26 protein-coding genes, 1 riboswitch and 1 other annotated feature are annotated in these 25,655 nt (G+C 44.5%); of the genes, 10 read left to right on the top strand and 16 right to left on the bottom strand.

All coding sequences use genetic code 11. The features are described from left to right. Window positions 1-26: 26 nt before the first annotated feature. From torA to torE, 3 genes are read right to left on the bottom strand one after another with little or no spacing between them, the layout of a single operon-like run. Window positions 27-2,489, bottom strand: a complete 2,463-nt coding sequence (torA, locus tag J4N40_RS10810; RefSeq protein WP_005378138.1) for a trimethylamine-N-oxide reductase TorA — start codon at window positions 2,487-2,489, stop codon at window positions 27-29. Window positions 2,490-2,515: 26 nt separating this feature from the next. Further along, entirely contained in the window at window positions 2,516-3,700 is a 1,185-nt protein-coding gene (torC, locus tag J4N40_RS10815; protein WP_005378139.1) for a pentaheme c-type cytochrome TorC, read from the bottom strand. Between the two features lie 50 nt (window positions 3,701-3,750). Next, window positions 3,751-3,930 carry a trimethylamine N-oxide reductase system protein TorE gene (torE, locus tag J4N40_RS10820; protein WP_005378141.1) on the bottom strand — a complete coding sequence of 60 codons (180 nt, stop codon included), beginning with the start codon at window positions 3,928-3,930 and terminating at the stop codon, window positions 3,751-3,753. Between the two features lie 462 nt (window positions 3,931-4,392). On the opposite strand from torE, the gene J4N40_RS10825 reads away from it, so the two are divergent. After that, window positions 4,393-5,205, top strand: a complete 813-nt coding sequence (locus J4N40_RS10825; RefSeq protein ID WP_017634681.1) for an ABC transporter permease — start codon at window positions 4,393-4,395, stop codon at window positions 5,203-5,205. 354 nt (window positions 5,206-5,559) lie between these two features. Continuing rightward, complete coding sequence (locus J4N40_RS10830; RefSeq protein ID WP_005378145.1) at window positions 5,560-5,697, top strand: hypothetical protein; 138 nt, start codon at window positions 5,560-5,562, stop codon at window positions 5,695-5,697. 85 nt (window positions 5,698-5,782) lie between these two features. On the opposite strand, the gene focA is transcribed toward J4N40_RS10830, so the two are convergent. Continuing rightward, a complete protein-coding gene (focA, locus tag J4N40_RS10835) occupies window positions 5,783-6,643 on the bottom strand; it encodes a formate transporter FocA (RefSeq protein WP_005378146.1) in 861 nt (286 codons plus the stop codon). A gap of 299 nt (window positions 6,644-6,942) precedes the next feature. Here focA and J4N40_RS10840 point away from each other — a divergent pair, with 299 nt between their 5' ends. Continuing rightward, a complete protein-coding gene (locus J4N40_RS10840) occupies window positions 6,943-7,176 on the top strand; it encodes a TIGR02647 family protein (RefSeq protein ID WP_005387662.1) in 234 nt (77 codons plus the stop codon). Window positions 7,177-7,218: 42 nt separating this feature from the next. On the opposite strand, the gene J4N40_RS10845 is transcribed toward J4N40_RS10840, so the two are convergent. Then, window positions 7,219-7,665: a PACE efflux transporter gene (locus tag J4N40_RS10845; RefSeq protein ID WP_025766871.1), complete on the bottom strand. Its 447-nt coding sequence runs from the start codon at window positions 7,663-7,665 to the stop codon at window positions 7,219-7,221. An 89-nt stretch (window positions 7,666-7,754) separates the two neighbouring features. On the opposite strand from J4N40_RS10845, the gene J4N40_RS10850 reads away from it, so the two are divergent. From J4N40_RS10850 to J4N40_RS10860, 3 genes are read left to right on the top strand one after another with little or no spacing between them, the layout of a single operon-like run. Further along, window positions 7,755-8,633, top strand: coding sequence for a LysR family transcriptional regulator (locus J4N40_RS10850; protein WP_250654243.1), 879 nt, complete (start codon window positions 7,755-7,757; stop codon window positions 8,631-8,633). 18 nt (window positions 8,634-8,651) lie between these two features. Beyond that, complete coding sequence (locus J4N40_RS10855; RefSeq protein ID WP_054576405.1) at window positions 8,652-9,479, top strand: NAD-dependent epimerase/dehydratase family protein; 828 nt, start codon at window positions 8,652-8,654, stop codon at window positions 9,477-9,479. Then, window positions 9,476-10,114, top strand: coding sequence for a YdcF family protein (locus tag J4N40_RS10860; RefSeq protein WP_054576404.1), 639 nt, complete (start codon window positions 9,476-9,478; stop codon window positions 10,112-10,114). The genes J4N40_RS10855 and J4N40_RS10860 overlap by 4 nt, the downstream gene beginning before the upstream one ends. 60 nt (window positions 10,115-10,174) lie before the next feature. Here the strand turns inward: J4N40_RS10860 and J4N40_RS10865 are convergent, their stop codons facing one another. Together J4N40_RS10865 and cysS are read right to left on the bottom strand one after the other, a co-directional pair. Next, window positions 10,175-10,753 carry a thymidine kinase gene (locus J4N40_RS10865; RefSeq protein ID WP_005378154.1) on the bottom strand — a complete coding sequence of 193 codons (579 nt, stop codon included), beginning with the start codon at window positions 10,751-10,753 and terminating at the stop codon, window positions 10,175-10,177. Window positions 10,754-10,840: 87 nt separating this feature from the next. Next, window positions 10,841-12,223, bottom strand: coding sequence for a cysteine--tRNA ligase (gene cysS / locus J4N40_RS10870; RefSeq protein WP_005378155.1), 1,383 nt, complete (start codon window positions 12,221-12,223; stop codon window positions 10,841-10,843). A gap of 202 nt (window positions 12,224-12,425) precedes the next feature. On the opposite strand from cysS, the gene J4N40_RS10875 reads away from it, so the two are divergent. The 4 genes from J4N40_RS10875 (at window position 12,426) to J4N40_RS10890 (ending at window position 15,634) form a co-directional block, all read left to right on the top strand. Continuing rightward, window positions 12,426-12,920 (top strand): peptidylprolyl isomerase, encoded by a 495-nt coding sequence (locus tag J4N40_RS10875; protein ID WP_005378156.1) that lies wholly within the window; start codon window positions 12,426-12,428, stop codon window positions 12,918-12,920. A 60-nt stretch (window positions 12,921-12,980) separates the two neighbouring features. Continuing rightward, window positions 12,981-13,718: a UDP-2,3-diacylglucosamine diphosphatase gene (gene lpxH, locus J4N40_RS10880; protein ID WP_250654244.1), complete on the top strand. Its 738-nt coding sequence runs from the start codon at window positions 12,981-12,983 to the stop codon at window positions 13,716-13,718. Window positions 13,719-13,816: 98 nt separating this feature from the next. Beyond that, the gene (locus J4N40_RS10885; protein ID WP_005378158.1) at window positions 13,817-15,031 is read left to right on the top strand and encodes an EAL and HDOD domain-containing protein; all 1,215 of its coding nucleotides are present in this window, start codon (window positions 13,817-13,819) and stop codon (window positions 15,029-15,031) included. Between the two features lie 87 nt (window positions 15,032-15,118). Further along, the gene (locus J4N40_RS10890) at window positions 15,119-15,634 is read left to right on the top strand and encodes a YchJ family protein (RefSeq protein ID WP_005378159.1); all 516 of its coding nucleotides are present in this window, start codon (window positions 15,119-15,121) and stop codon (window positions 15,632-15,634) included. 275 nt (window positions 15,635-15,909) lie between these two features. On the opposite strand, the gene hisIE is transcribed toward J4N40_RS10890, so the two are convergent. The 9 genes from hisIE to tet(35) form a co-directional block, all read right to left on the bottom strand. Further along, window positions 15,910-16,545 (bottom strand): bifunctional phosphoribosyl-AMP cyclohydrolase/phosphoribosyl-ATP diphosphatase HisIE, encoded by a 636-nt coding sequence (gene hisIE / locus J4N40_RS10895; protein WP_005533681.1) that lies wholly within the window; start codon window positions 16,543-16,545, stop codon window positions 15,910-15,912. Continuing rightward, entirely contained in the window at window positions 16,542-17,315 is a 774-nt protein-coding gene (gene hisF, locus J4N40_RS10900) for an imidazole glycerol phosphate synthase subunit HisF (RefSeq protein ID WP_004749837.1), read from the bottom strand. Before hisF ends, hisIE begins: the two co-directional genes overlap by 4 nt. After that, on the bottom strand, window positions 17,297-18,034 hold the full coding sequence (hisA, locus tag J4N40_RS10905) for a 1-(5-phosphoribosyl)-5-[(5-phosphoribosylamino)methylideneamino]imidazole-4-carboxamide isomerase (protein ID WP_005390889.1): 738 nt from the start codon (window positions 18,032-18,034) through the stop codon (window positions 17,297-17,299). Before hisA ends, hisF begins: the two co-directional genes overlap by 19 nt. Before the next feature lie 12 nt (window positions 18,035-18,046). Further along, window positions 18,047-18,661 (bottom strand): imidazole glycerol phosphate synthase subunit HisH, encoded by a 615-nt coding sequence (hisH, locus tag J4N40_RS10910; RefSeq protein WP_005389830.1) that lies wholly within the window; start codon window positions 18,659-18,661, stop codon window positions 18,047-18,049. 26 nt (window positions 18,662-18,687) lie between these two features. After that, a complete protein-coding gene (gene hisB, locus J4N40_RS10915; protein ID WP_250654245.1) occupies window positions 18,688-19,761 on the bottom strand; it encodes a bifunctional histidinol-phosphatase/imidazoleglycerol-phosphate dehydratase HisB in 1,074 nt (357 codons plus the stop codon). A 71-nt stretch (window positions 19,762-19,832) separates the two neighbouring features. Continuing rightward, complete coding sequence (gene hisC, locus J4N40_RS10920; protein ID WP_017634689.1) at window positions 19,833-20,873, bottom strand: histidinol-phosphate transaminase; 1,041 nt, start codon at window positions 20,871-20,873, stop codon at window positions 19,833-19,835. 18 nt (window positions 20,874-20,891) lie between these two features. Continuing rightward, entirely contained in the window at window positions 20,892-22,184 is a 1,293-nt protein-coding gene (gene hisD, locus J4N40_RS10925) for a histidinol dehydrogenase (protein WP_033905089.1), read from the bottom strand. Window positions 22,185-22,189: 5 nt separating this feature from the next. Next, complete coding sequence (hisG, locus tag J4N40_RS10930; RefSeq protein ID WP_005378180.1) at window positions 22,190-23,086, bottom strand: ATP phosphoribosyltransferase; 897 nt, start codon at window positions 23,084-23,086, stop codon at window positions 22,190-22,192. A gap of 53 nt (window positions 23,087-23,139) precedes the next feature. Beyond that, window positions 23,140-23,277, bottom strand: a sequence feature (His leader region). Window positions 23,278-23,457: 180 nt separating this feature from the next. Further along, on the bottom strand, window positions 23,458-25,059 hold the full coding sequence (gene tet(35), locus J4N40_RS10935) for a tetracycline efflux Na+/H+ antiporter family transporter Tet(35) (protein WP_005378182.1): 1,602 nt from the start codon (window positions 25,057-25,059) through the stop codon (window positions 23,458-23,460). Window positions 25,060-25,168: 109 nt separating this feature from the next. Next, a riboswitch (Lysine riboswitch) is annotated at window positions 25,169-25,351 on the bottom strand. Window positions 25,352-25,655: the final 304 nt, after the last annotated feature.

The following is a 25,655-nucleotide window of genomic DNA, read 5'->3' on the forward strand; positions in this document are numbered from 1 at the left end:
ATTTGGATTTATGCAAACTGCACTAATTAAGCAACTTCGATCGGACCACCAAATGAAGTGACTGGCGGCACTTTACCTGTGAACTTCTCGAAGTCTACGATACATGTGTTCGCAGAAGTCGCCTGTGCAAGCTCAGAAGAACCGATGTCTTGCGTTAGGGTGTTAGGATCACCGTAGGTACAGATTGCGCCTTCTTTCTCGTTTAGAGGACCGTACCATGCACCTTCTTCGATACGAATAACGCCACGTGGGTAGCTGTCAGTCAAAACAGCACCAGCTAACAGCTGACCACGACCGTTGAATACACGTACCAAATCACCATCTTTGATACCTTTTGCTTTGGCATCTGCTGGGTTGATGTAAACCGGCTCACGACCTTGTACCGCGTAAGTCGCGCGGAACTCTTCAGACTCACACATCTGAGAGTGCAGACGCTTATCAGGGTGGCAAGACTGCAACCAGAATGGGTATTTATCTGAACCAGGACCACCGTGTGAACGCTCTGATTTTTCGAACCACATTGGGTGCTCTTGACAGTGTTCGTAACCGTAACGGCCGATCTTACGAGACGTGATCTCGATGAAGCCAGACGGCGTACCTAGTGGATTCAGCTCAGGGTCTTTACGGAAGTCCGCATGACGAACCCAAGGTTTACCTTCACCGAAGTCTAGTACGCTCTTCTCCCAGAACTCGTTGAATTCTGGCATTTCAAACTTACCTTCGTTCGCTTTTTTACAATCGTTGTAAAGGCTTTCGATCCATTCCATCTCGCTCATACCACGAGTGTATTCTTCGCGGCGACCAAAACGCTGAGTTAGTTCACTCATGATTTGGAAGTCAGGCTTAGATTGGAACAATGGATCAACTAGGCGATGCATCGCAATCAGACCTTTGTTCGAGTATGAACCGTATACGTCGATGTCGTTACGTTCCCATTGCGTACACGCCGGTAGAACGATATCTGAGAAACGACATGTCGCAGTCCAAGCAAACTCGATCGTTACAACCGTTTGAAGCTTGCGGAACGCTTTCTTCATGCGGTTACGATCTTGATGGTGGTGCCATGGGTTACAACCCGAGATAACCATCATCTTGAAGTCTGGCAGTTTCACTTTACCGCCGTTGTAGTTGATCTCTTTGCCAGGCTCTAGCAGACAGTCGATCCAACGTGCAACAGGGATAGTACGACTGTAACCGTTAAAGTCGTTGTTGTCCCACTTCGGTTTCATACCTTGGTCAAGGTTACGAGGGAAACCACCAGGGCCCGCGAAACCAGTAGAAGGCACACCGATACTTGAGTAATGGTGACCGTAAGAGATACCACCGCCAGGTAGACCGATTTGACCAACCATTGCAGCAACCACAGCCGCTGCCCAGTATGGCTGCTCACCGTGCTCTTGACGCTGGATACACCAACCCATCAGGATCTGTGTACGACCGCTGACTAGCATGCGTGCGAATTCACGGATCTTGTCCGCTTTCACGCCACAAATCGCTGCTGCCCATTCAGGCGTCTTCTCTACTTTGTCTTTTGTCTTACCTTGAACGTATTGAATGAACTCTTCAAAGCCGAGACAGTAAGTATCAATGAACTTCTTATCGTACAGGTTTTCGTTGTACAACACGTGTGCCACAGCGAGCATGAACGCTACGTCTGTCAGCGGGTTGATGTACAAGTGATCGTTCTCTAAGTAGCGCTGAGTTTTGTTCTTCACTGGGTCTACAGATAGAACGTTGATCTCACCTTTCGCCACTTTTTCTTTTAGTTGTGCAAGGTACTTAAACGACTCATGCGTTTCACAGTTCCAACCTACTTGAAGGTTTTTCACTGGGTCGTTAGCCCAAAGAACGATGTTGTCAGAGTTTTCTAGGATCTCAGACCAAGACGTACCTTGTGCGTAAACTTCGGTTGAACCAAGTACGTAAGGCATAATGGTTTGACCTGCACCCGTCGAGTAGTCACCTACTTTCGTGATGAAGTTGCCGTGCATACCTACTGCACGTTGCATGTGCGCGGTACAGTTGTTGAATGAACCTGTTTGGTTCCAACCCGTTTGACCTGCGTGTAGCGCCCATGGACCGTAGTCTTTTTGAATACGTTCTAGTTCGCGGTAGAACAAGTCTAGCGCTTCATCCCAAGTTACTCGAATGAAACGGTTGTTACCGCGCGTATCTGCGCTGTATTTATGTTTCTTCAACCAATCTAGACGAACCATTGGGTAACGCACACGTGAAGGGCTGTAAATAATGCCCTTGATACCGTTCAACATTTCTGTTGGGTTTTTGTCTAGCTCTAGCGGCTTGATCTCTTGAACTTTACCCGCGTAGATGTGGGCGCGGAACGCGCCCCAGTGAGAACCGGTTACTTTCCAAGTACCTGTCGTCTCAACGGCATTTGCAGAGGCGGACGCCAATAAGCTAGGACCAATTACTGACGCTGCACTTGTGGTTGCTACACCTTTAAGAAAACTTCTTCGTGTAATAGCCATTTAAAATTACTCCAATCCGACGCTTATTAGTGGTGACCTTCAGCATAATCTGAAGAGTGTTTCTGTAGATACTTCAAGATCAGTGCTTCACTGTCTGTATCTAGGTTAACGAACGCCAACATACCGTCGAACATACCTGGCCAGGTGTTCGCGTCGAAGTGCGCTTCCGCAGGTTGAGTGTGACATACAGAACAATTGGTCTTGTAGGCTTCACGAGATTTTTCCCAAACAGGATTGATGTCGTTCAGCATAGACTCTTTCTTAATCCATACTTTCGCCGCTACTTTTTCCCAAGGAAGGCCTGTTAGCTCATCCACTTTTTTCTCACCAGTCGTCACAATGTTGCTGTCTGTTGCTGCTTCTTTCATCAGAGACGCAGTCGCAATGTTCTTACCGAAGTCTTCTTGAATTACACGACCAAAACCTTTTGCTTTGCGCCAACCGTCAATTTCGATCTCAACAAACTCGCCTTTGTCTTCAAGAACTTTAACGGTCGATGCAGGATTAAGAAGACCAGCTTCTTTACTGCCTTGCGCATCAAAGTAAATTGGTAGGTGACGAACGCTCACGAGTTGCTGACCAACGCCGTAATCCGTGTTAGAAGTCATACCCTCTAGATCACCCACGATACCGCCAATGCTGTCCATGCCTGCTGGTAGGTTGTGCGCAATACCCTTGTGACAGTCAACACAGCTTTGATCTTTCTCAGCGGCTTGCTTCATTTGGATACGAGCCGTAGGAGACATTTGCTCGAAATCCATCGATTCATAGTTGTGACAGTTTTTACACTCCAGAGATTTGTTTGCCGAGAAACGATCCCATTCGTGTTTAGCAAGTTCGATACGACGCTCTTCGAACACACCCGGTTCGTCGTAGTTGCCAAATACTTGTGCAAATACTTCTTTAGAAGCTTGCATCTTACGAGCGATCTTATCTGTCCAGTTATGTGGAACGTGACAATCAGGACAGGTAGCACGAACACCAGAGTGGTTTTTCCAGTGCACCGTTTCTTGCAGCTCAACGTACACGTTGTCACGCATTGTGTGACAGCTAATACAGAATTCTTCTGTGTTGGTTGCTTCTAGAGCGGTGTTAAAGCCACCCCAAAAGATAACACCAGCAATAAAGCCGCCCATAGTCAGCACACCTAGGCTGATATGTACAGCTGGGCGCGTCATGGTACGCCACAGTTTAATGATTAATGATTTCATTATTTGCTCTCTTAAAATCTTTTCAAAAGTGTGGTTATGAGCTCACTGGCTTACATGCCGTGCGCGCCTGGAGGCCCAAAGAAGAAGACTTGCAACATCCAAACGATGAACCCGTAGCCGCCAACAAAGGCCACACTCAGAATTGGGAAGAGAACAACTGCAATGAAGAGGAACGACTTCCACTCCAGGGAGCGTTTTTCACCACTCTCAATTTTATTAACATCACTCATACATTTGCCTATTTTGTATCTAGTGTTATTGAAAAGCCCGCGTAACCAAGCTTAAGTTTTTTACAATCTCTAATGGAAAATGTTAGACCATACTAATAGTAGGGTTCAATCAAATAAGCGACCTCAGACCTTGTAATTCAACACTTTTTTGAGCTCATCCAGAGATATGATGGATTGATGTTATTTATTAAAAAACATGAACAGATGTGACAAAATAAGTCTTTTAAGGAGTTGTTAAATAACCAACATTTAAGAAACATCGATCACATTTAAATCGTAATTACCATGCCATAAATCGACTTAAAAACTCCGGAAAAGATAACCACTTGTAAACAAAATGCTGCGTATTAATGTCTAAAATAGCACTCAAGATTTACTTTAAGAACAGCAAAAAGTGCACGTAGTGGTTCATATAAAGGAGAGGCTTAGATACAATTATTCGCGTATTTTCAAGGAGCGATTATGGATAACGTGGTGGATATAAGCTGGGTCAAACTGGCACTGTTTGGTTTGATTTTATTGGTCCCCTTCTTTATCAATGCCCGCTACAAATTAGGGATAGCAAAAGACACCATAATCAGTGTTATCCGAATGACACTTCAGCTCATATTGATTGGCGTGTATTTAGAATATCTTTTTCAATTAAACAGCTTACTTGTCAATATACTTTGGCTTGCCATCATGCTACTGATTGGTGCCAGCTCAATTGCGGGAAAAGCTCACTTACCTAAAAAGCCACTTATGCTTCCGCTACTAACGGGCCTTACCTGTGGTCTAATACCACTTCTGATAGCAATTACAGCAGGCTTAGTGCAACCATCCCCTATTTACAATGCGCAGTACATGATCCCACTTGCCGGTATGTTATTGGGTAACAGCTTGAGTAGTAATATCATCGCTCTTCAGAATTTGTTTACGGCTTTTGAGCAGAGACAAGCAGAATATGAGGCTGCAATCTCACTTGGAGCATCTCCTCGCTACGCATCCTTCCCCTTCATTCAGGAGGCTCTTAGAAAGTCCCTCGCCCCGACTTTAGCTTCTATGGCCACTACAGGGCTGGTTACCTTACCGGGTATGATGACCGGTCAAATTCTAGGTGGCGCGAGCCCGATGGTTGCGATTAAATACCAGTTAGTAATTATGCTGGCGATTTTCGTTATGTTGAGTGCCTCCGTAACCATAACGTTAGAAATGACATTGCGCTGGGTACAAACCAAAGAAGGCCGAATCAAGATAAAAATCGAGCAACCCGAATCGACCAAAACTCATGGTTAGCTGGCGCTTGTAGGTAAAGACCGTTAAACAACTTATATTGCCAAGTCGAACGTACTTATAACTGAATAACTCAACTATTCTTCGAGCACTCATCAAGACGCTTTCAGATGAAAAGTCAGGCAGAATTCTTTTTGATATAAGCCTCTAATTTTATGAAATTTTCTTTGCAAGTTTAGATACGCACGACCTTTGATACAGGTTATCCACAGAAAATGTGGATAAGCCCCCAAAACCCATACGCAACCAGAAACATAGCAACATAAGTGATCAATCGAATCGTCATGCATTGATCACGTGACTGACATGTTCTAATTTTAAAGTAAAGGCAGTGACCACAAACTTGGAGAGACGTACATGGATGTCTTAATGATCAAAGAAAATTACGATGAACTCCTGTCCGATGCACCTCTGGATTGGCTCGTTCAAGAACCAAAGGAAGTAACTTCTCATTGGCTCCCAACCGATTTTGGCATCAACGAAGAGTTGATTTAGCATGACTCGACTTGTTTGACATTTGCAGAGACAAATAAAAAGAAAGGCGAACCATCTAGTTCGCCTTTCTTGTGATCTTCTAAACTTATCGCAAATGGTTATCTTCATCGCGTAGATAAATCATCCAATACCACATGCCAACAAATACGCCACCACCAATAATGTTTCCTATCGTAACAGGAATTAGGTTGTTTACGATGAACCCCATCATGTTTAAGTCCGCGTAGTTTGCAATATCTGCCCCTGTCATTTGCCAAAACGCTTCTGGCGCAAAGTACTTAATACCAATCGCCATAGGTACTTGGAACATGTTCGCAATACAGTGCTCAAAACCTGCCGACACGAACATAGCCACAGGCAAAATCATGACCGCTATTTTATCTGTCAATGTTCGCCCACTAAACGTCATCCAAACTGCAATACAAACTAATACATTACACATAATGCCAAGCGCAACAGCGGCAAAGAAACCATGATGTAATTTGTGTTGGGAGATCGCCATCGCGTTGAGACCAACTTGGCCATGATCAAACATATATTGCTTGGTAACTAGCATACAGGCCACGAGCAAAATGGCCCCAACCATATTGCCAAAATAAACCACCAACCAGTTTTTGATGAGTGCTTGCCAAGAGATTTTTCCACTCGCACGCGCAACTAGTGTCAGCACAGAGCTAGTGAAAAGCTCGCCGCCAGTAACCACCACCAAAATCAAACCAAGGCTAAATGCCAGACCACCAATGAGTCGTGTAATGCCCCAAGGCAGCTCGCCTGCGCCTGTCGTTACTGTGGTATAGAAGATGAAAGCAATACCAATATGAAGCCCCGCAGAAATGGCGAGCAGAAAAGATTTGATTGGAGCTTTCGTTGCTTTGCCTACCCCCACTTCAGCCGCGCGTTCCGCAGCTTGTGGCGGTAATAGTGAGTCAAACTGATTAAAGTTCATTCTGGTGTAACATTTAGAAACATTTAAAGAGGCGCGGATAATCGCTCTATTTCCCTATTTTTTCAAGTGCTATTTGGCGTGTTTACTAAAATCGTTGTTATTGGGAGATCAAGCAATAAATAGCGCCTATCATTCGCTACAGTAAGTATCATTGATACTTAACAAGTATTCGGCCTTTCGAACAAAGATCCTGCGTTATATCAGCCTGATAGCGCCATACTTAACACTTCTTGTCGTTGAATGTTGCCCAACGCTACTTTTCAGACTAGCTTGGTAAAAAAAGCGCAAAGGAATCATTTATGAAATATTCAGCTGAACATATCGCCGAATTGAATCTACTTCTTCAGTTCGACCTAAGTAGTGCTGCAACTGGTATTAAAGTTCATACAGACGCGTCAGAAGAAATGCAGGCAGCCGTTGCTCGTCTATATAAGAAGCAACTTTGTACACAGCCTGACGGTGGTTATCTAACAGACGAAGGCATTGAAGTTGCAGAACATGCAGATAAGATTTTAAGAGTTTTGTCTGTGTAATTTGAACAAAAAACGCCACCGAACTCGGTGGCTTTTTTAGTCCTATATTTTTCCTGTCGATGCCTGCGGCAATAATCGCTTTTTCATTTTGCTAAATGGTTGAACCTTGTCATACAACCAGTTAAAACCAGTGGCATAAAATAGGAAGAAAACGAGGAAGCCGGCTTCCAGCATTAGAGCTTGAAGAAGCGTAATTTCTAAGAACCAGGCAATCACAGGTAGAGAGATAAAGATTAATCCTCCCTCGAAACCAATAGTGTGTCCAAGCCGCATCGCTAAACTTCGCTCAGCTCGATTGTCACCAAACCACTTATCAAAGTACAAGTTGTAGATGTAGTTCCATAGCACGGTATACATGCTCAACCCGACCCCAACCAACGCAAGATCACTAGAGCCCTTTCCAGTGATCAATGAAGCCGCTGGTACAATAATCGCGAGTGCGATTAACTCAAAAAGTACTGCATGAAAAATTCGTTCGTTACGAGTCATATTTCTCTGTCCAAATAGTTCTACTCAATGCTTAGAATTTTATCTATTATTTAGATAACCAAAAGTTAGATACCATCGGTTTAAGCGATATGTTTACCATCGAACAACTGCAAGCTTTTATTGCTACATCAGAAGCAGGATCATTTTCAGGAGCAGCTAGAAAACTGGGGCGAGCTCAATCTGTAGTGAGCCAGCACATCATGAATATGGAGATCGACTGTGGCGTTGAGCTTTTTGATCGATCAGGCAGGTACCCTAAATTAACTGAGAATGGCCTCGCTCTCGTACCCTATGCACAAGCAACAATCAGCCAACTCGACCGCCTAAACAATAGGGCATCGCAGCTCTTTTCCACGCCAACGAACAAATTAGTCTTAGCTATTGATGAAGGGATTCCTCTGACTCGCTTGCCGGATGTGCTAAAGAAGTTAGAGCAACACTTTCCACACTTACAAGTTGAATGCTTAACGGCATCAAGCCCTGATATCATTGAATTGGTTAAGTCGGAACGCGCCACGACTGGGATTATTTTGAGTGATTTACAAATGCCAAGGCACATCGATTTCACCAATCTTGGCAATATTGCATTTGATGTCTATGTCTCTTCAACGCATCCTTTAGCAAAGCAGCAAATCACTCACATTGATCAACTAAAACAACATCGTCAATTGGTCATACGATCCAAAAGTGCAGAGCCATGTGGTCTCAATCAAGCATTTAGCCCAGATATCTGGTACGCTGATAACTACTATATTTTGTTGGAATTGGCGAATAAAGGGTTTGGTTGGTGCTTTCTACCACAGCATTTAGTCGCGTATTCACCTAATACATTAAAAAAAGTTGGGGATGATTTCACAAAACTGGCTTGGCAAGTCAATGTTGACCTTATTCAGCACCAGAAATGGCATTCAGATCCCCTCCATCAACAAGCCAAAGCAGAACTGCTCAACCTATTCGGGCAGACATAAGTAAGTAGGAAGACCCAAATGGCAAATACATTGATCGTAGGTGCAGGCTGGCTCGGAACTCCGCTAGCAGAAATATTGATGAAAGATGGACACTATGTTGTCGTCACTCGTCGTAGCCAAACTCGATTAAAAGAGTTACCCACCTCATTAACTCACTCCGCATTGTTCGATTTCAATCAATTGAACGCCACAGCACGGCTAGATGAGCTGCTCAAACAGCATCAAATTACGCACGTTATCGGTGCTTTTCCTCCAGGATTTCGTAAAGGACGCGGTCAAGAATATGCACAGCAATGGCAAATACTTGCCAACGCAGCTAAGCAAAACAACGTTGAAAAACTTCTCATGATCAGCTCTACCACGGTTTACCCTAACCTTGCTTCCGATATGGAAGAAGCTGACGCGTCACTCTCTTTAGCAGCCGAAAGCCCTTATTTCTCTGACAATGCACGTATTATGCTTCAAGCAGAGCAGCATGTTATCGACTCGAATATTAGCTTTGTTATTCTACGTTGTAGCGGATTAATCGGGCCAGATAGACACCCATCTCGCTTTGCTGCAAGGCTTCAACAAGTTAGTCGTAAAGCACCAGCTAATATGCTTCATCAAGATGATGCTGTCTCGGCTGCGAAATTTGCCTTAGGCAATTTAAGCAACCAAGTCATTAATGTTACGACACCTCATACTGTCAGCAAGGCTGAGTTCTACCAAGCTGCCATAAACAAAATCGGAAGTGATATACCTCTTCCACCCGTCACAGAGCAAGCTGACAAGCGTATTCTTGCTGACAAACTACTCTCACTTGGTTATCGATTTCACTTCAATTCAACTTTGGATGCGCTATGAGACTCTATAGACATATAGAAACGCTTTGGGATTACATGCAACTCAAACATGAACTGAAACCTGCGGACTGTTTGTTTGTGATGTGCAGTAATGATGTGCGTGTAGCGGAGCACGCTGCCAAGCTCTACCACCAAAAGTTGGCACCTTTGATTGTATTTTCAGGGGGTCAAGGTCGCTTCACAGATGGACTGTTTGAAAAAAGCGAGGCAGAAACCTTTGCCGAGATTGCAAAGTTGTCGGGCGTTCCAAGTGAAGCAATTTTGCTCGAAACTGAATCCACAAACAGTGGAGAAAATGTTCGCTTTACTGAGCAACGATTAAAAGAGGAAGGAAAACAGTGTTCCTCGTTTATTCTGGTACAAAAACCGTTTATGGAGCGTAGAGCAATCGCGACATTTGAAAAACAGTGGCAGTCACCCTACACTCAGCTCCAAGTAAGCTCTGCGGCTCTTCCATTTTTTGAATACATTAATGAAGACATGCCATTAATGATGGTGCTAGAAGCACTAATGGAAGATTTCTCTCGCGTAAAAAGCTATCCAGAGAAAGGATTTCAAACCGAGCAGAACATCCCTCAGCAAGTCGAATCTTCTTACCAGGTTTTACTCGAGCGGTTTGGTTTTGACTTAGTCTAACTTTTTCTAACCGACAACAAAAAGCCACCAAGTTCGGTGGCTTTTCTGTATCAATACGGCTTATTTACCGAGCGCTTCTTTGTAATGTTGGCGGCATACGGAGACATACTTATCGTTACCGCCGATCGCAACTTGATCGCCTTCTTTAATTGCCACGCCGTGTTCATCGGTACGAATAACCATATTCGCTTTGCGGCCGCAATGGCAGATTGTTTTGAGCTCAACCAGCTTGTCTGCCCAAGATAATAGATACTTACTGCCTTCAAAAAGTTCGCCTAGAAAATCGGTGCGAAGGCCGTAACACAATACTGGAATATGCAACTTATCAACGACTTCAGTAAGTTGATAAACTTGTTCTTTCGACAAGAACTGACACTCATCAACAAGAATACAGTGACGTTTTTCAACCTCATTCAGAGCTGCGATCTCCTGATACAAATTGGTATCCTGACGAAATAAATGTGCGTCAGATTGAAGACCAATACGAGAGCTCACTTTACCGACACCAAAACGATCATCTAGCGCAGCCGTAAAAATAACTGGCGTCATGCCGCGTTCTTGATAGTTGAAAGAGGATTGAAGAAGCGTTGTTGATTTACCCGCATTCATTGCTGAGTAATAGAAATACATCTGAGCCACAGAGCATTACCTAAAGTTAAAGTTTTAATTTATGGAAATGGAAAATAAAAGGGCTGAATTATCAGCCCTTTAAAAATGAAAATTCAATTACTTACGACGCCACGTTGTGCCTTCTGGACCATCTTCCAGAACAATGCCCATTTCGGTCAGCTTGTCACGAGCCATATCTGCATTCGCCCAATCTTTCGCAGCACGAGAGTCGTTACGCAGCTTGATCAGAGCTTCGATTTCAGCCACTTCATCATCGTTACCTGCATCACCTTTTAGGAAGGCTTCTGGATCTTGGTGAAGAATACCGATCACATCTGCTAGTTCACGCATTAGCGCACCTAGCTCGCTCGCTTTCTCTAGGTTTTCTGTCTTCAGACGGTTAACTTCGCGCGCCATGTCGAACAGAACTGAGTACGCTTCTGGTGTATTGAAGTCATCGTTCATCGCTGCTGTAAAGCGAGATACATACTCTTCACCACCAGCAGGCGCAGCGTTTAGGTCTAAACCACGTAGAGATGTGTACAGGCGCTCAAGCGAAGCACGTGCTTGGTTTAGGTTATCTTCGCTGTAGTTTAACTGGCTACGGTAGTGACCAGACATTAGGAAGTAACGCACTGTTTCAGCATCGTAGTGACCAAGAACGTCACGGATAGTAAAGAAGTTACCTAGAGATTTAGACATCTTCTCACGGTCTACCATTACCATGCCGCTGTGCATCCATGTGTTCACGTATTGTGTATCGTGTGCACAGCATGATTGCGCGATTTCATTTTCATGGTGTGGGAACTGAAGGTCAGAACCGCCGCCGTGAATGTCGAAGTGGTTGCCTAGGATTGACGAGTTCATTGCAGAACATTCGATGTGCCAACCTGGACGGCCTGGACCCCATGGTGATTCCCACGTTGGTTCACCCGGCTTAGACATCTTCCAAAGTACAAAGTCTAGAGGGCTGCGTTTTGCTGTTTCGATATCAACGCGCGCGCCAGCTTGAAGCTGATCAAGGTCTTGCTTAGAAAGCTTGCCGTATTCGTTGAACTTACCCACTTCAAACATTACGTCACCGTTATCTGCAACGTATGCAAAACCGCGCTCGATTAGCTTCTCAACCAATTCGATGATTTCAGCAATAAACTGTGTCGCACGAGGTTCAACGTCCGGGCGTTTCATGTTCAGCGCATCAAAATCAGCGTGCATTTCACCAATTAAACGCTCAGTCAATGAATCGCAAGACTCACCATTTTCTGCGGCACGTTTGATGATCTTATCGTCGATATCTGTGATGTTACGTACAAACGTCAGATCGTAGCCCAAGTAGCGAAGGTAACGTGATACAACGTCAAAAGAGACGAAAGTACGACCGTGACCAATGTGACAGAGATCGTAGATGGTAACTCCACAGACATACATACCGACTTTGCCAGCTGTAATTGGTTTGAATTCCTCTTTCTGTCTTGTGAGTGTGTTATATATCTTTAACATGATCTCTATCTATGATTGTGAATGAATAAAAGAAGATGAGTATATCAACTCCAACCTAGTTAGGTAATAGCAATTAACCGATAAAACGATAATCGGCTAAACTTCAAGCACAAAACGAAGAATTTCCTCTTCCTGAGTTTTTAAAGCACTAGAACTTAGGCTAGAATCTCGGGCTCAACACAACACAGTAAAGGAAAGTAGCATGATCACCCTTCACACTAATTTTGGTGACATCAAGATTCAACTAAACGAAGAGAAAGCGCCAGAGACAAGCGCAAACTTCCTTCAGTACTGCCGCGACGGTTTCTACGACAACACGCTTTTCCACCGTGTTATTGACGGCTTCATGATCCAAGGTGGTGGTATGGAGTCTGGTCTACGTGAAAAAGCGACTCGTGCACCTATCAAGAACGAAGCAAACAACGGTCTTAGCAACAAAGTGGGTACACTTGCTATGGCACGTACTATGGAGCCGCATTCAGCAAGCTCTCAGTTCTTCATCAACGTAAACAACAACACATTCCTAGACTTCCGTAGCGAAAGCCTAGACGGTTGGGGTTACTGTGTGTTCGGTGAAGTAATCGAAGGCATGGACATCGTAAATAAGATCAAAGGCGTTAGCACTGGTTCTTACGGCATGCACCAAGACGTACCTCTAGAAGACGTAGTAATCACTGGTACAACAATTGAAGAGTAATTCTTAGGAATTATTTTTAAAAGATAAGTTAATGGGGAGGCATAGCTTCCCCTTATTTCTATGACGACATTATTTATTTCCGATCTTCACCTTACCCCATCACGTCCTGATATCACGGAATGTTTTGTGACGTTCATGCGAACAGAAGCAACAAAAGCTGATGCACTTTATGTACTCGGCGATCTGTTTGAATTTTGGATTGGTGACGATGACAACACCCCTTTTGCAGACCAAATCCGAGCAGAATTTAAAGCACTGACGGATGCGGGTGTGCCAACTTTTTTCATCCAAGGCAATCGAGATTTTTTACTCGGCAAACGCTTTTGCAAAGAAACCGGTATGACATTACTCGACGATGTCTGCACGATTGATCTTTATGGTCAAAAAGTCGTAATCCTACATGGCGATACGCTCTGCATTGACGATGTGAAGTACCAAGAGTTTAGAAAAACCGTTCACAAGCCATGGCTACAATGGTTGTTTAACCGTATTCCTTGGTTCATTAAGAAGAAAATTGTCTCAAAAGTTCAATCCGATATTCGTGATGATAAAATGAGCAAGTCATTAGATATCATGGACGTTAACCAAAATGAGGTCGAGAAAGTGATGTCTCAGAACTGCGTCAACATAATGATTCATGGTCACACACATCGCCCGAACACACATTTTTTTGACGTCGATGGCATTAAAAAGACCCGAATTGTTTTAGGGGATTGGTATACGCAAGGCTCAGTTTTAAAAGTAAATTCTGATAGTTTTGACCTGCAAACGAGACCGTTCATACAGAATTTGCGTTAAGCATGTAGAGCGTGTAGAAGATTCACGCTCAAGTCGTAGATATTTTGTAAAAAATCGCTATTATCATAATACTAAGTTAAACAGAACGAAGTACCTAATTGAAGTATTCTTACGTAGCTCGCCAACCGATTCTGGATAGAGAAAAACGAACCATAGGTTACGAACTCCTCTTTCGAGACGGCCCTAAAAATACCTTCCCTGAAGTAGAACCAGAGCTGGCTACTAGTCGACTGCTATCCGATCATTTTTTGTCGACGCATTACAACACATTAGGAAACAAACTTGGCTTTGTTAACTTTCCGCATCAAAGCTTGGTGAACTTGGTCCCAACTTTGTTTCCTAAAGAATCTCTCGTCATTGAAGTCCTTGAAGACTGCGAACCGACAGAAGAACTGTTAGAAGCCATCAAGCACCTTCATGAGTGCGGGTACAAAATTGCTCTGGATGATTTTGTTCCGACGAAAGCTTGGAAGCGTTTTCTTCCATACGTTTCCATGATCAAGTTTGATATTAGACTTGTGCCGATCAAGAAAGCTGCCATTTTTATTCAGGCGTTGAGCCCATTTAAAATCGACTTTCTTGCGGAAAAGGTAGAGACCTATGAAGAGTTTGAGCAAGCTCTAGAAGCCGGTTTTAACTATTTTCAAGGGTATTTTTTTAGCAAACCTGAGATGATCCAGAAAAAACGGTTGAACCCCGCGTTTCTTACCGTCATCCAACTTTGTAAAGAGATTGCAGATAAGCCCATCGACTTCAATGAGGTTGAACGTCTGTTTTCGATTGATGTGACGCTGTCATACAAGCTGCTTACTTACGTAAATTCAGGCTATACATTAACGACTAAGATCAAATCGTTCAGACAGGCGCTTATTTATCTGGGTGAAGAGCGACTACGACGCTTTATTTCCTTAGTTGCAATTGCCTCCGTTCAAGAAGATAAACCTGACTCTCTTTACTCTTTAGCGATTCAGCGTGCACGAATGTGTGAACTGCTACTTAGTCAAATGAACACTAGGTATGACCCTGGGCAGGCTTTTTTGACAGGCATGTTTTCTTTGCTCGGATCTTTGCTCGATCAACCGCTCTCGGATGTCATTGAAGATATCCCCGTTGACGAAGATATAAAACTCGCATTAACCAGTCGAAAAGGCGTACTTGGTCACTTACTTTCGATGACGATCGCCTACGAACAAGCGGACTGGGAGTTAGCCGAGCGATATTGCACCGTTCTTAAATTAACCGAACCTCAATTAGCAGACGCTTTTAATCAATCGACGGAATGGGCTCAAGAACTGCTGTCTCAAACGCCCTAAACGGCTATAATGCCCCAAAGAATACCTGCGACCTCACTTATGTGGGGTTGTTTGTTTTTACCGCTTAATTAATCGAGATTTCATTTTATGGCTTCTTCTTGTCCTTGCGGCTCTAACCGCACCTACCAACAGTGTTGTGAAATTGCCCACAATAACCACGCTGACGTCACCACTCCGGAGCAGCTAATGCGCTCTCGTTACAGCGCGCATGTGTTAGGTCTAGTGGATTACGTGGTGAACACATACCACCCAAGCTGTAATGCAGAAGAGCAACGTGAAGGCATTGCCCAATCTATCGACAGCGATTGGTGCAAGCTTGAGGTAGTGAAAGCTGAAGCGGGTTGTAACGAGAATGAAGGTTTTGTTGAATTCAACGCTTACTTTGACGAAGACGGCAAACGCTACTGCATGACAGAGCGTTCTCGCTTTGTAAAAGAAAATGGGCTTTGGTACTACATTGACGGCACGTTTCCAGAAGAAGAGCTAGAAGAAGAACCAGAACAAGATCCTCGCCTAAACCAACCAGTGAGTAGCCTAAAAGTAGGTCGTAACGACCCGTGTATCTGTGGAAGCGGTAAGAAATTTAAGAAGTGTTGTGGGTAAGATCATCCACTCCTAGCTTATTGAGCTCGATTTAATTGGATTCTTGACTTCGCCTAGGTTCGTTGGAGTGACGTGAATATATGTACCTATTTGAAGTAAATAACTCTACTGCAAGTACCATTAGAAAATATACCGTCATTCTGAACAGCTAGGGACGAGCGTGATTCAGAATCTAATCGCCACCAGCACTGTTGCCGGTTTTTGCCCCGAATCAAGAACACTAAAGTAAAAAGCCCCTAGGCTCGAGAGCATAGGGGCTTTCACTTATCGCAAGCTTACTTATGACGCTCTTTCAGTTTATTCACTACGTCATTCATCGATAAGCCTTGGTCTTGAAGCAATACCATTAAGTGATAAATCAAATCTGCAGATTCACACACTAACTCCGCCTTATCGCCCGACGTCGCCGCAAGCGCGACTTCAACGCCTTCTTCGCCCACTTTTTGCGAAATACGCTTGGTGCCACGGGCATAAAGACTGGCAGTATAAGAGGAATCTGGGTCGGCACTCTTGCGGGCAGCCAATAGCTGCTCAAGTTGATGAAGCCACACCATTTGTGACTCCTCTTGAGGGTCCACATCCCAGCAAGTTGTGTTACCCAAGTGACATGTAGGACCAATGGGATTCACTTTCACCAGTAGCGTATCGTTGTCGCAATCGAGCTGCATGTTCACTAGTTGCAATACGTTGCCGGAGGTCTCACCTTTCGTCCAAAGACGCTGCTTGGTACGAGAGAAAAACGTCACTTGACCTGTTTCGCCCGTTTTTGCCAACGCATCTTGGTTCATATAACCCATCATCAGCACTTGGCTTGATTGGAAATCTTGTACGATAGCAGGTACCAGACCATCCACCTTTTCCCAGTTGATTCGCTCAGCTAGCGAACTTACTTCGGCGGCTTTCACACTCATAGTCGTACCTCAATGCCTTGTTGTTTCAAATACTGCTTTAGTTCACCAATATTGATGACTTGCTTGTGGAATACCGATGCGGCAAGCGCGCCATCCACATTTGCTTTTTGGTAGGCTTCTGCGAAGTGCTCCATGGCACCTGCACCACCCGATGCAATCAATGGCACATTACACACTTCACGCACCATATTAAGTTGTTCAATATCGTAGCCGTTACGCACGCCGTCTTGGTTCATCATGTTCAGTACGATTTCACCAGCGCCCCGTTTTTGTACTTCTTGCACCCAATCACGCGTTTCCCATTGAGTTGCTTTGGTGCGTTCTTCATCACCAGTAAACTGGTAAACCTGATACTTGCCGGTCTCTTTGTCGTAGTAAGAATCAATGCCCACCACGATACATTGCACACCAAACTTATCAGCAAGGTCAGTAATCAATTGCGGGTTCGCCAAGGCAGGTGAGTTGATAGACACTTTGTCTGCACCAAACTCAAGAATGCGCGCTGCATCTTCCGCTGATTTAATACCACCAGCGACACAGAAAGGAATATCAATCACTTCTGCAACGCGAGCGACCCAACTTTTATCTACGACACGACCATCACTTGAAGCGGTAATATCGTAGAACACAAGCTCGTCAGCGCCCTCTTCCGCATAACGCTGTGCCAGTGGAACGATGTCGCCAATGATCTCGTGATTACGGAACTGAACGCCCTTTACCACTTGTCCATCACGAACATCAAGACATGGAATTATTCGCTTTGCCAACATGCAAACGCCTCCTCTGCTGTGAACTTACCATCTAACAGCGCACGACCAACAATCACACCAGCCACACCGCTGCCTTTTAGCGCTTCGATATCTGCTAATGAGCCAATGCCACCTGAAGATTGAAACTGCACTTGTGGGTACTGTTTGCATAGGTCAACGTAAAGCTCTACGTTTGATCCTTCGAGCGTACCGTCACGAGAAATGTCAGTACAAAGTACGTGCTGCAAACCTACCGTTAGGTAATCGTTGATTAAAGCTTCGATGGTCACGCCTGAGTCTTCTTGCCAACCTGAGATCGCTACTTTACGTGTGCCGTCTTGGTCGATATTGATGTCTAACGCAAGAACGATTTTCTCTGCGCCGTATTTTTCCATCCAACCTTTCACAAGCTCCGGCTGTTTTACTGCTGTTGAGCCAACAACAACACGCTGAGCACCAGCTTCTAGCAGGTCAATCACGTCTTGCTCTGTACGCACACCGCCACCGATTTGGATGTTTGCTGGTGTGCTTGCTAGTAGTTTTGCAATCAAATCAAGCTGGCGTGCTGTTGTGTCTTTCGCGCCAGTTAAATCCACCAAGTGCAGCCAGTTAGCACCCGCTTGGTGGTACAAGTTGAACTGCTCTGCTGGGTCGACTTTGTACTCGGTTACTTGGCCGTAATCACCTTGATAAAGGCGAACCACCTGTCCTTCAATTAAATCAAGAGCTGGAATAATCACACTAAATCCCTTTTATAATTCTAAGAAGTTTTGAATAAGCTTCGCGCCCGCTTTTGAAGAACGCTCAGGGTGGAATTGCACGCCGTAGTAGTTACCGCTTTGTACTGCTGCTGTGAACGGGTTGCCGTACTCACATTCAGCAATCGTGTAATCCCCAACAGGCATTGCAAAGCTGTGCACGAAGTAGAAGTACTCTCCTTCTTCAATACCTTTGAAAAGTGGATTACCTGCTTTTGCAGAGACCGTGTTCCAACCCATATGCGGCAGTGGCAAATCGCCAGTTTGTAGTAGCTTCACTTCGCCATCACAAAGCCCAAGACACTCAACCAACTCGTCGGCTTTCTGCCCTTTCTCTTGAGACACTTTGCCCAACAGTTGCATACCTAAACAGATACCTAACAACGGCTTTTCTACCTGTTTTACCAAGCTGATAAGATCGCGTTCTTCTAGGTTCTTCATCGCTTCGCTGGCAGTTCCCACGCCCGGTAGGAATAGCTTGTCTGCCGACAATACAACTTGCGGATCTTTTGAAATTGTTACGTCATAGCCTAGGCGTTCAATAGCAAACTTCACTGAAGAGACGTTGGCACAGCCAGTATCGATAATGACAACTTTCTGTTCTGTCACTGTTTTTCTCCTTGCTAAGGTTAGCCTTAAAGTACGCCTTTACTACTTGGTAGCTCAGTGCCTTCTACTTTGATTGCTTGGCGCAAAGTACGACCAAACGCTTTAAATAGACTTTCAATAATGTGGTGATCATTGTTGCCCGCTGAAGACAGGTGCAGCGTACACGCTAATGTGTCAGTCAGAGATCGGAAGAAGTGAACTACCATCTCTGTTGAAAGATCACCCACTTGCTCACGACTGAATTGCGCGTCGAACTTAAGGTAAGGACGACCAGATAGGTCTAGTGCACATTGTGCCAAACACTCATCCATTGGAAGGCTGAAGCCAAAGCGACCAATACCACGCTTGTCACCCAGTGCTTCTTTTAACGCTTGACCCAATGCTAGAGCGGTATCTTCCACTGTGTGGTGATCATCAATGTGCAGGTCACCTTCCACTTTGCACACCATTTGGAATCCACCGTGCGTCGCGATTTGATCCAGCATGTGGTCAAAAAAGCCAAGACCTGTAGAAATATCGTTACCGCCTTGCTCGTCAAGATTAACGAATACTTTAATGTCTGTTTCTTTTGTGGTGCGAACGACTTCAGCAACACGCGCCTTCACCGTCAGATCTTTGAGGATCTGTTTCCAGCCCATGGTTTCTGGGTTGTATTGAATGCCACGAATTGCCATGTTTTCTGCAAGTTGAAGATCGGTTTGACGATCGCCAATCACAACGGAGTTTTGAAAATCAACTTTGCCACCTTGAAGGTACTCTTTCACCAAGCCTAGCTTAGGCTTACGGCAAGAGCAGTTGTCTTCATCGAAGTGAGGACAAATCAGCACGTCATCAAACTTCACACCTTGAGATTCAAAGATCTCCATCATCATGTTGTGTGGTGCATCAAAATCAGCTTGTGGGTAGCTGTCGGTCCCCAAACCATCTTGGTTCGTAACAATCACTAAACGGTATCCTGCATCCTGCAACGACAACAGGCTTGGGATAACAAATGGCTCTAGTTTTAGTTTGTCTAAACGGTCTACTTGAAAATCAATCGGCGGCTCAACAATTAAGGTGCCATCACGATCAATAAAAAGGATTTTTTGTTGTTTGCTCACTCGGGAACTTCCTTATTGCTATTCTTTTGGCGCTCCCGCTATTGAGCGAGAGCGATTAATTTTGTCTCTACTTATGCGTAGTAGTTTCTGATAAATCCAAGCGTTTTTTCACACTCGTCGCGGTTACCAACACTGATACGTACACAGTTCTCAATTGGCGAGTTACGCAAAATAATGCCCGTATCCCAAGCCGCTTTGAAAAGATCATCGCCATCTGGGAATTTCACCAATAGGTAGTTCCCCCACCCTTCAAACACTTCCAAACCCGGAATCATTGAAAGGCCAACTTGCAAGTAAGCACGGTTTGCATTCAAATCGAGAACTTGAAACTTCGCTCGTGCTAAACCAGCTTCCGAAAGCGCCTGAGTCGCAATTTCTGCCACTGGAACTGGGACTGGGTAAGGTGCGATAACTTTAAGAAGTACATTAATAAGCTCTTCGTTCGCAAGCGTAAATCCACAACGCAGACCTGCAAGCGCAAAAGCTTTCGACAGAGTACGCAGAATCGCAAGATTCGGGTATTGCGCCAGTAGGTCTACCGTTGACGCTTCTGGACAAAAATCGATGTACGCTTCATCCATCACCACGATTGCACGGTCTTTTGTCATCTCAAGCAGAGACACAATGTCCTCACGCTTAACCAAGTTACCCGTTGGGTTGTTTGGCGAACATACAAAAACCAGTTTCACGTTATCCAGATTAGCTTCGATGCCTGCAAGGTCTAGTTGCCAATCTGACGTTAGCGGCACGGTTTTGCGCTCTACACCGATGGTTTCTGCACTGATGGCGTACATACCGTAAGTTGGTGGGCAGTAAAGAATCGCATCTTCACCCGGCTCACAGAATGCACGAATTAATAACTCAATACCTTCGTCTGCGCCGCGAGAAGTCAGTGTTTGTTCTGGTTTAACACCCGCATACGCTGCGTAAGCGGAAATCAGTTCTTTCGGTTGGCATTCGCTGTAACGATTAAGACGAGCAAAGTCTGTTTTGTATTCATTGTTAAATGGTGATTCGTTGGCATTTAGCCATACGTCACCCGTACCACCGATTCGGCGAGCCGACATATAAGGGGTAAGCTGTTGGACTTGTTTACGCGCTAGCTTTTCCATCTCATTACTCTCTTATTCTTACTTACTTGCTAATTTTTCTACGCGGATAGTAACAGCACGTTTGTGAGCGTCCAGACCTTCCGCTTCAGCCATCGTGACTACCGTTGGTGCAAGGTTCTTTAAACCATCAGCAGAAAGCTCCTGAACCGTCATTCGTTTAGAGAAATCCGCCAAACCTAAGCTTGAATAAGTACGTGTGTAACCGTAAGTAGGAAGGACGTGGTTAGTCCCCGACGCGTAATCTCCCGCAGATTCAGGCGACCAATCCCCAAGGAAGATAGAGCCTGCATTATCAAGTAGAGGTAGAAGCTCACGAGGGTTCTTAGTCTGAACAATCAAGTGCTCAGGACCGTAGTAATTGGAAATAGAAACTGACTGCGTCATCGACTCGGAAATAATGATCAAGCTTGATGCCAGAGCCTTTTCTGCGATGTCTGCACGAGATAGCTCCTTAAGCTGACGTTGAACCGCATCCGTCACTTGATCAGCAATCACAGGAGAAGGAGTCACCAATACCACTTGAGAATCAGGACCGTGTTCTGCTTGGCTCAAAAGATCCGCAGCGATAAAGTCTGCATCTGCGGTTTCATCGGCAATCACAAGAACTTCTGATGGCCCTGCTGGCATATCAATCGCAGCACCGCGGAAATCATTGCTAACCTGTCGTTTTGCTTCGGTCACGTAAGCGTTGCCCGGACCAAAGATCTTATCTACTTTCGATACAGTCTCGGTGCCATAAGCCATTGCAGCAACTGCTTGGCCACCACCGACGTTGTACACTTCATCAATGCCACACAGCTTCGCGACATAAAGGATCTCATCAGCGATTGGCGGTGGAGAACAAAGAACGACTTTACGACAACCTGCAATTTTTGCAGGAACGCCGAGCATCAAAACAGTCGATGGCAAAGGCGCACTTCCACCAGGAATGTACAAACCCACTTTTTGAATTGGACGTGTTACTTGTTCACAAAGAACACCTGGCTGCGTTTCCACCTTGATCGGTTGCGGCTTTTGCGCTTTGTGGAACTTAGAAATATTGGCGTAAGCTTGCTCTAGTGCGCTCTTCATTGACTCTGACAAACGCTCTGACGCTGCCTTAATTTCCTGAGAAGAAACACGAATGGATTCAGGCTTAACACGGTCAAACTTTTCTGTCAGCTCAATAAGAGCAGAGTCACCTTCTTCTCGAACTTTAGCAATAACTTCGGCCACAGCAGTGGTGATATTGGCACCTTCTGCAATAGCAGGGCGCTCCAAAATAGAGTCTTGCTGATTCTCACTTAATGATTGCCAAACGACTGTTCTCATGATGCTTACTCCATCATTTTTTCAATTGGTAGAACGAGAATTGAACTTGCGCCCAACTCTTTCAGCTGTTCCATTGTTTCCCAGAATAGGTTTTCAGAACTCACTAAGTGAACAGCCATTTTCTGCTTATCTGCAGAAAGAGGAAGAACAGTTGGGTCTTCAGCACCTGGCAGTAGTGCTTTAATTTGATCTAACTTCTCTGCTGGGGCGTGAAGCATAATGTACTTAGATTCTTTCGCTTGCTGCACGCCTTGCATGCGAGTTAACAGCTTTTCGATTAGCGCCACTTTGTCTGCGTCGAACTCACCTGTGCGTTGAATCAATGTCGCTTTTGATTTGAAGATAATTTCAGCTTCTTTAAGGCCGTTCGCTTCCAGTGTTGCACCTGTAGAAACCAAATCAGCGATAGCATCAGCGAGACCCGCGCGAGGCGCAACTTCTACAGAGCCTGTCAGCATACATGTAGAGAATGGAACGCCGGCTTCATCCATGTACGCTTTTAGAAGTTGAGGATACGTTGTAGCAATACGCTTGCCAGCTAAGTCTTGTGGACCGTTGTACTCTTCGTCCTTGTCGATTGCGATAGATAAACGACAGCCACCAAAATCAAGTCGACGAAGCTGAACAAACTCGCAGGGTTCACCTAATGCTTTGCGGTCAAGGCGAACTTCTTCTAGTTCATTTTCGCCAATAAAGCCAAGGTCAACCACGCCATCCATAATTAAACCTGGGATGTCGTCGTCACGAACCAAGAGTAAATCAATTGGCATATTTTCAGAATGGACAACTAAACGCTCGCCCATTACGTTGAACTTTACGCCGCACTGTTTTAGTAGAGCTTGACTCTCTTTGCTAAGACGACCTTTTTTCTGAATTGCGATTCTTAAACGTTGTGTTTGCATTGCTTTGTCCCTATGCAAGATTTTGATATCTAAGTATTTTTCAAACTAATAAAACTAAAAAACCCTCGGGAGATTGAAGTCTCCCGAGGGTTTAAAATCTGCTTTTACTTTGATTTTACCTCCGGGAGTTTCCTGCCTCCCGGGTATGCGTACATCGCCCGAAAGACTAGATTGGGTGATGATGGTGATGAATGTTCATTACAAAATTACGCATACTTATTTCAAGGCTCTTCTCATTTGCTTTGTTACCAACCACACTAACCAAGCTGATTACTTTTTTCAACCCTTAATTTTAAAAAAATTCGAATTGTATAATACAAATAAAAAAGGAGGCCGAAGCCTCCTACAATTTCACCTTTTAAATCAGTGAATTACGCACTCTGGCAAGACGCTATTTTAGACTTTGAAAGCCATGACAAAATAGCGCAAACGATAACGAATGTTATCGACGCTGCAATAAACGAAAACGCAATTGAAGCAGTCATACCAAGGGCAATAAAGCCCACGCATGAAACAAGCGCGACTGATAATGCATAAGGTAGCTGTGTTGATACGTGATCAATGTGGTTACAACGTGCACCCGTCGATGACAAGATAGTCGTATCTGAGATTGGTGAACAATGGTCACCGAATACCGCACCAGCTAAAACCGCACTCAGCATCGGTAGCATTAGCGCTACGTCTGTTGCGCCAGCCATGTCACCCGCGATTGGTAGCATAATGCCGAACGTACCCCATGAAGTACCTGTTGAGAACGCCATTAGGCCAGACAACAAGAATAGGATAACTGGTAGCCAGTGTGGGTTAATGTTGCCCTGCGCCATTGTCGAAAGGTAAGTACCAGTCTTCATATCACCGATAACAGAACCAATGGTCCAGGCAAATACTAAGATTAGAATCGCACCAAACATAGACTTAGCACCAATCCAAAGTGTACGTGCGATCTCAGCCATTGGTAGACCTTGCTTCACAACAGTAAACAGTGCAACAGCTAAGCCAAGCAAGCTACCGTAGATTAGTGATGTACCTACATCTGTATTTTCAAAAGCACCAAGAAGCGCAAACTCCTTACCATCAGCAGCCAATGCTTGGCCACCCGTGTAAAGCATTGAAGCGATAGTCGCGATAATCAGCGTTACGATAGGAAGTATCAAATCTGACACTTTACCCTTTTCACTTTCACGGATATCTAGCTCTTCGTTTAGGTCATGCGCTTCTTGCGAGTCATTTTCTTTGTCTTTATCAAAGCCACGACCTTGCGATGCAGAGATTTCATGCTCACGCATTTTACCAATATCAAGACCAAACCACGCAACAGCGAACACCATTAGCAGCGCAAAAACGGCGTAGAAGTTCATTGGGATAAGACGAACATATGCGCCAAGAGCCGAATACTCTGTGATCCCATGTGAGACTAAGATCCCGCCAATAATAGTAATAATGTAAGCACCCCAGCTAGAAGCAGGCATAATTACACACATTGGAGCGGCGGTTGAGTCTAGAATGTACGCAAGCTTAGCGCGAGACACATAAAAGCGATCGGTTACTGGGCGAGAGATCGCACCAACAGCAAGGCTATTAAAGTAATCATCGACAAAAATGAATACGCCTAAAAAGGCGGCAAGAAGTTTGGAGCCGCGTTTACTCTTCACTCGAGATTGTGCCCATTCAGCAAAAGCACGAGTACCGCCAGATAGCGTTAATAAAGCTGTTGTCATACCTAATAAGATTAGGAAACCAACAATGCTCATGTTCCAAGTGTTAATTCCGCCATCTTCAATAAAGACAGAAGAAACTTGAGAACTGACGTAACCTGCGGTGTCGCTGATAGACCAGCTATTAAGTAGCACCGCACCTAGCACGATACCTACACCCAAGGAAACTAATACACGTCGAGTCAAAATCGCCAAAGTCAAAGCGACAATAGGTGGCAATAATGAAACAGGAGAACTAGAAAAATCTATTAAATTCATGATCTTCAAAAACCAAAGTTTGGCTAGAGATCTACTGCAGACAAGTCACGTAGCATACGATACGTGCTCATGTTGAACTTAGCGACAGGGAAGCGAACACTCCACCCAACCCTACAGTAGCGCTCCATAGTTTAATGTGAATATATACTATGGCAGTGTTGTTCCTTTCAGATACAACCCCAGCAAGTAACTTTGATGAGTTACTTACTTCGGCAATCTTCGCCTTCCACTATTATTCATTGGCATCACCCCAATAATAGCTACTCTTCGAGACCGCGCCTCTACGGCAACAACAAACAATTAACCACTAACTGTACAAATTAACAACAAATTGTCTGCAATATTGCATCAGGTGGCAGCCATTGTACTTATGATGAGAGTCAATGCAACACATCAAACTAAATTAAACAAATAAATAATGACTGAGATAATTTATAAACCTTGCCTACTTCCATAAGTTTTGTGCAACTGAAATCACATCAATCATGTTATTTATGAAACATTATTACTACCTTAGAAATATCATGGTTTATCTTATATCAATAAATTAAGGATATATGACACAGCATTAAAGATGGATGCTTCATATTTTTAAG

It is taken from the genome of Vibrio sp. SCSIO 43097 (assembly GCF_023650755.1).
GTDB lineage: Bacteria > Pseudomonadota > Gammaproteobacteria > Enterobacterales > Vibrionaceae > Vibrio > Vibrio alginolyticus.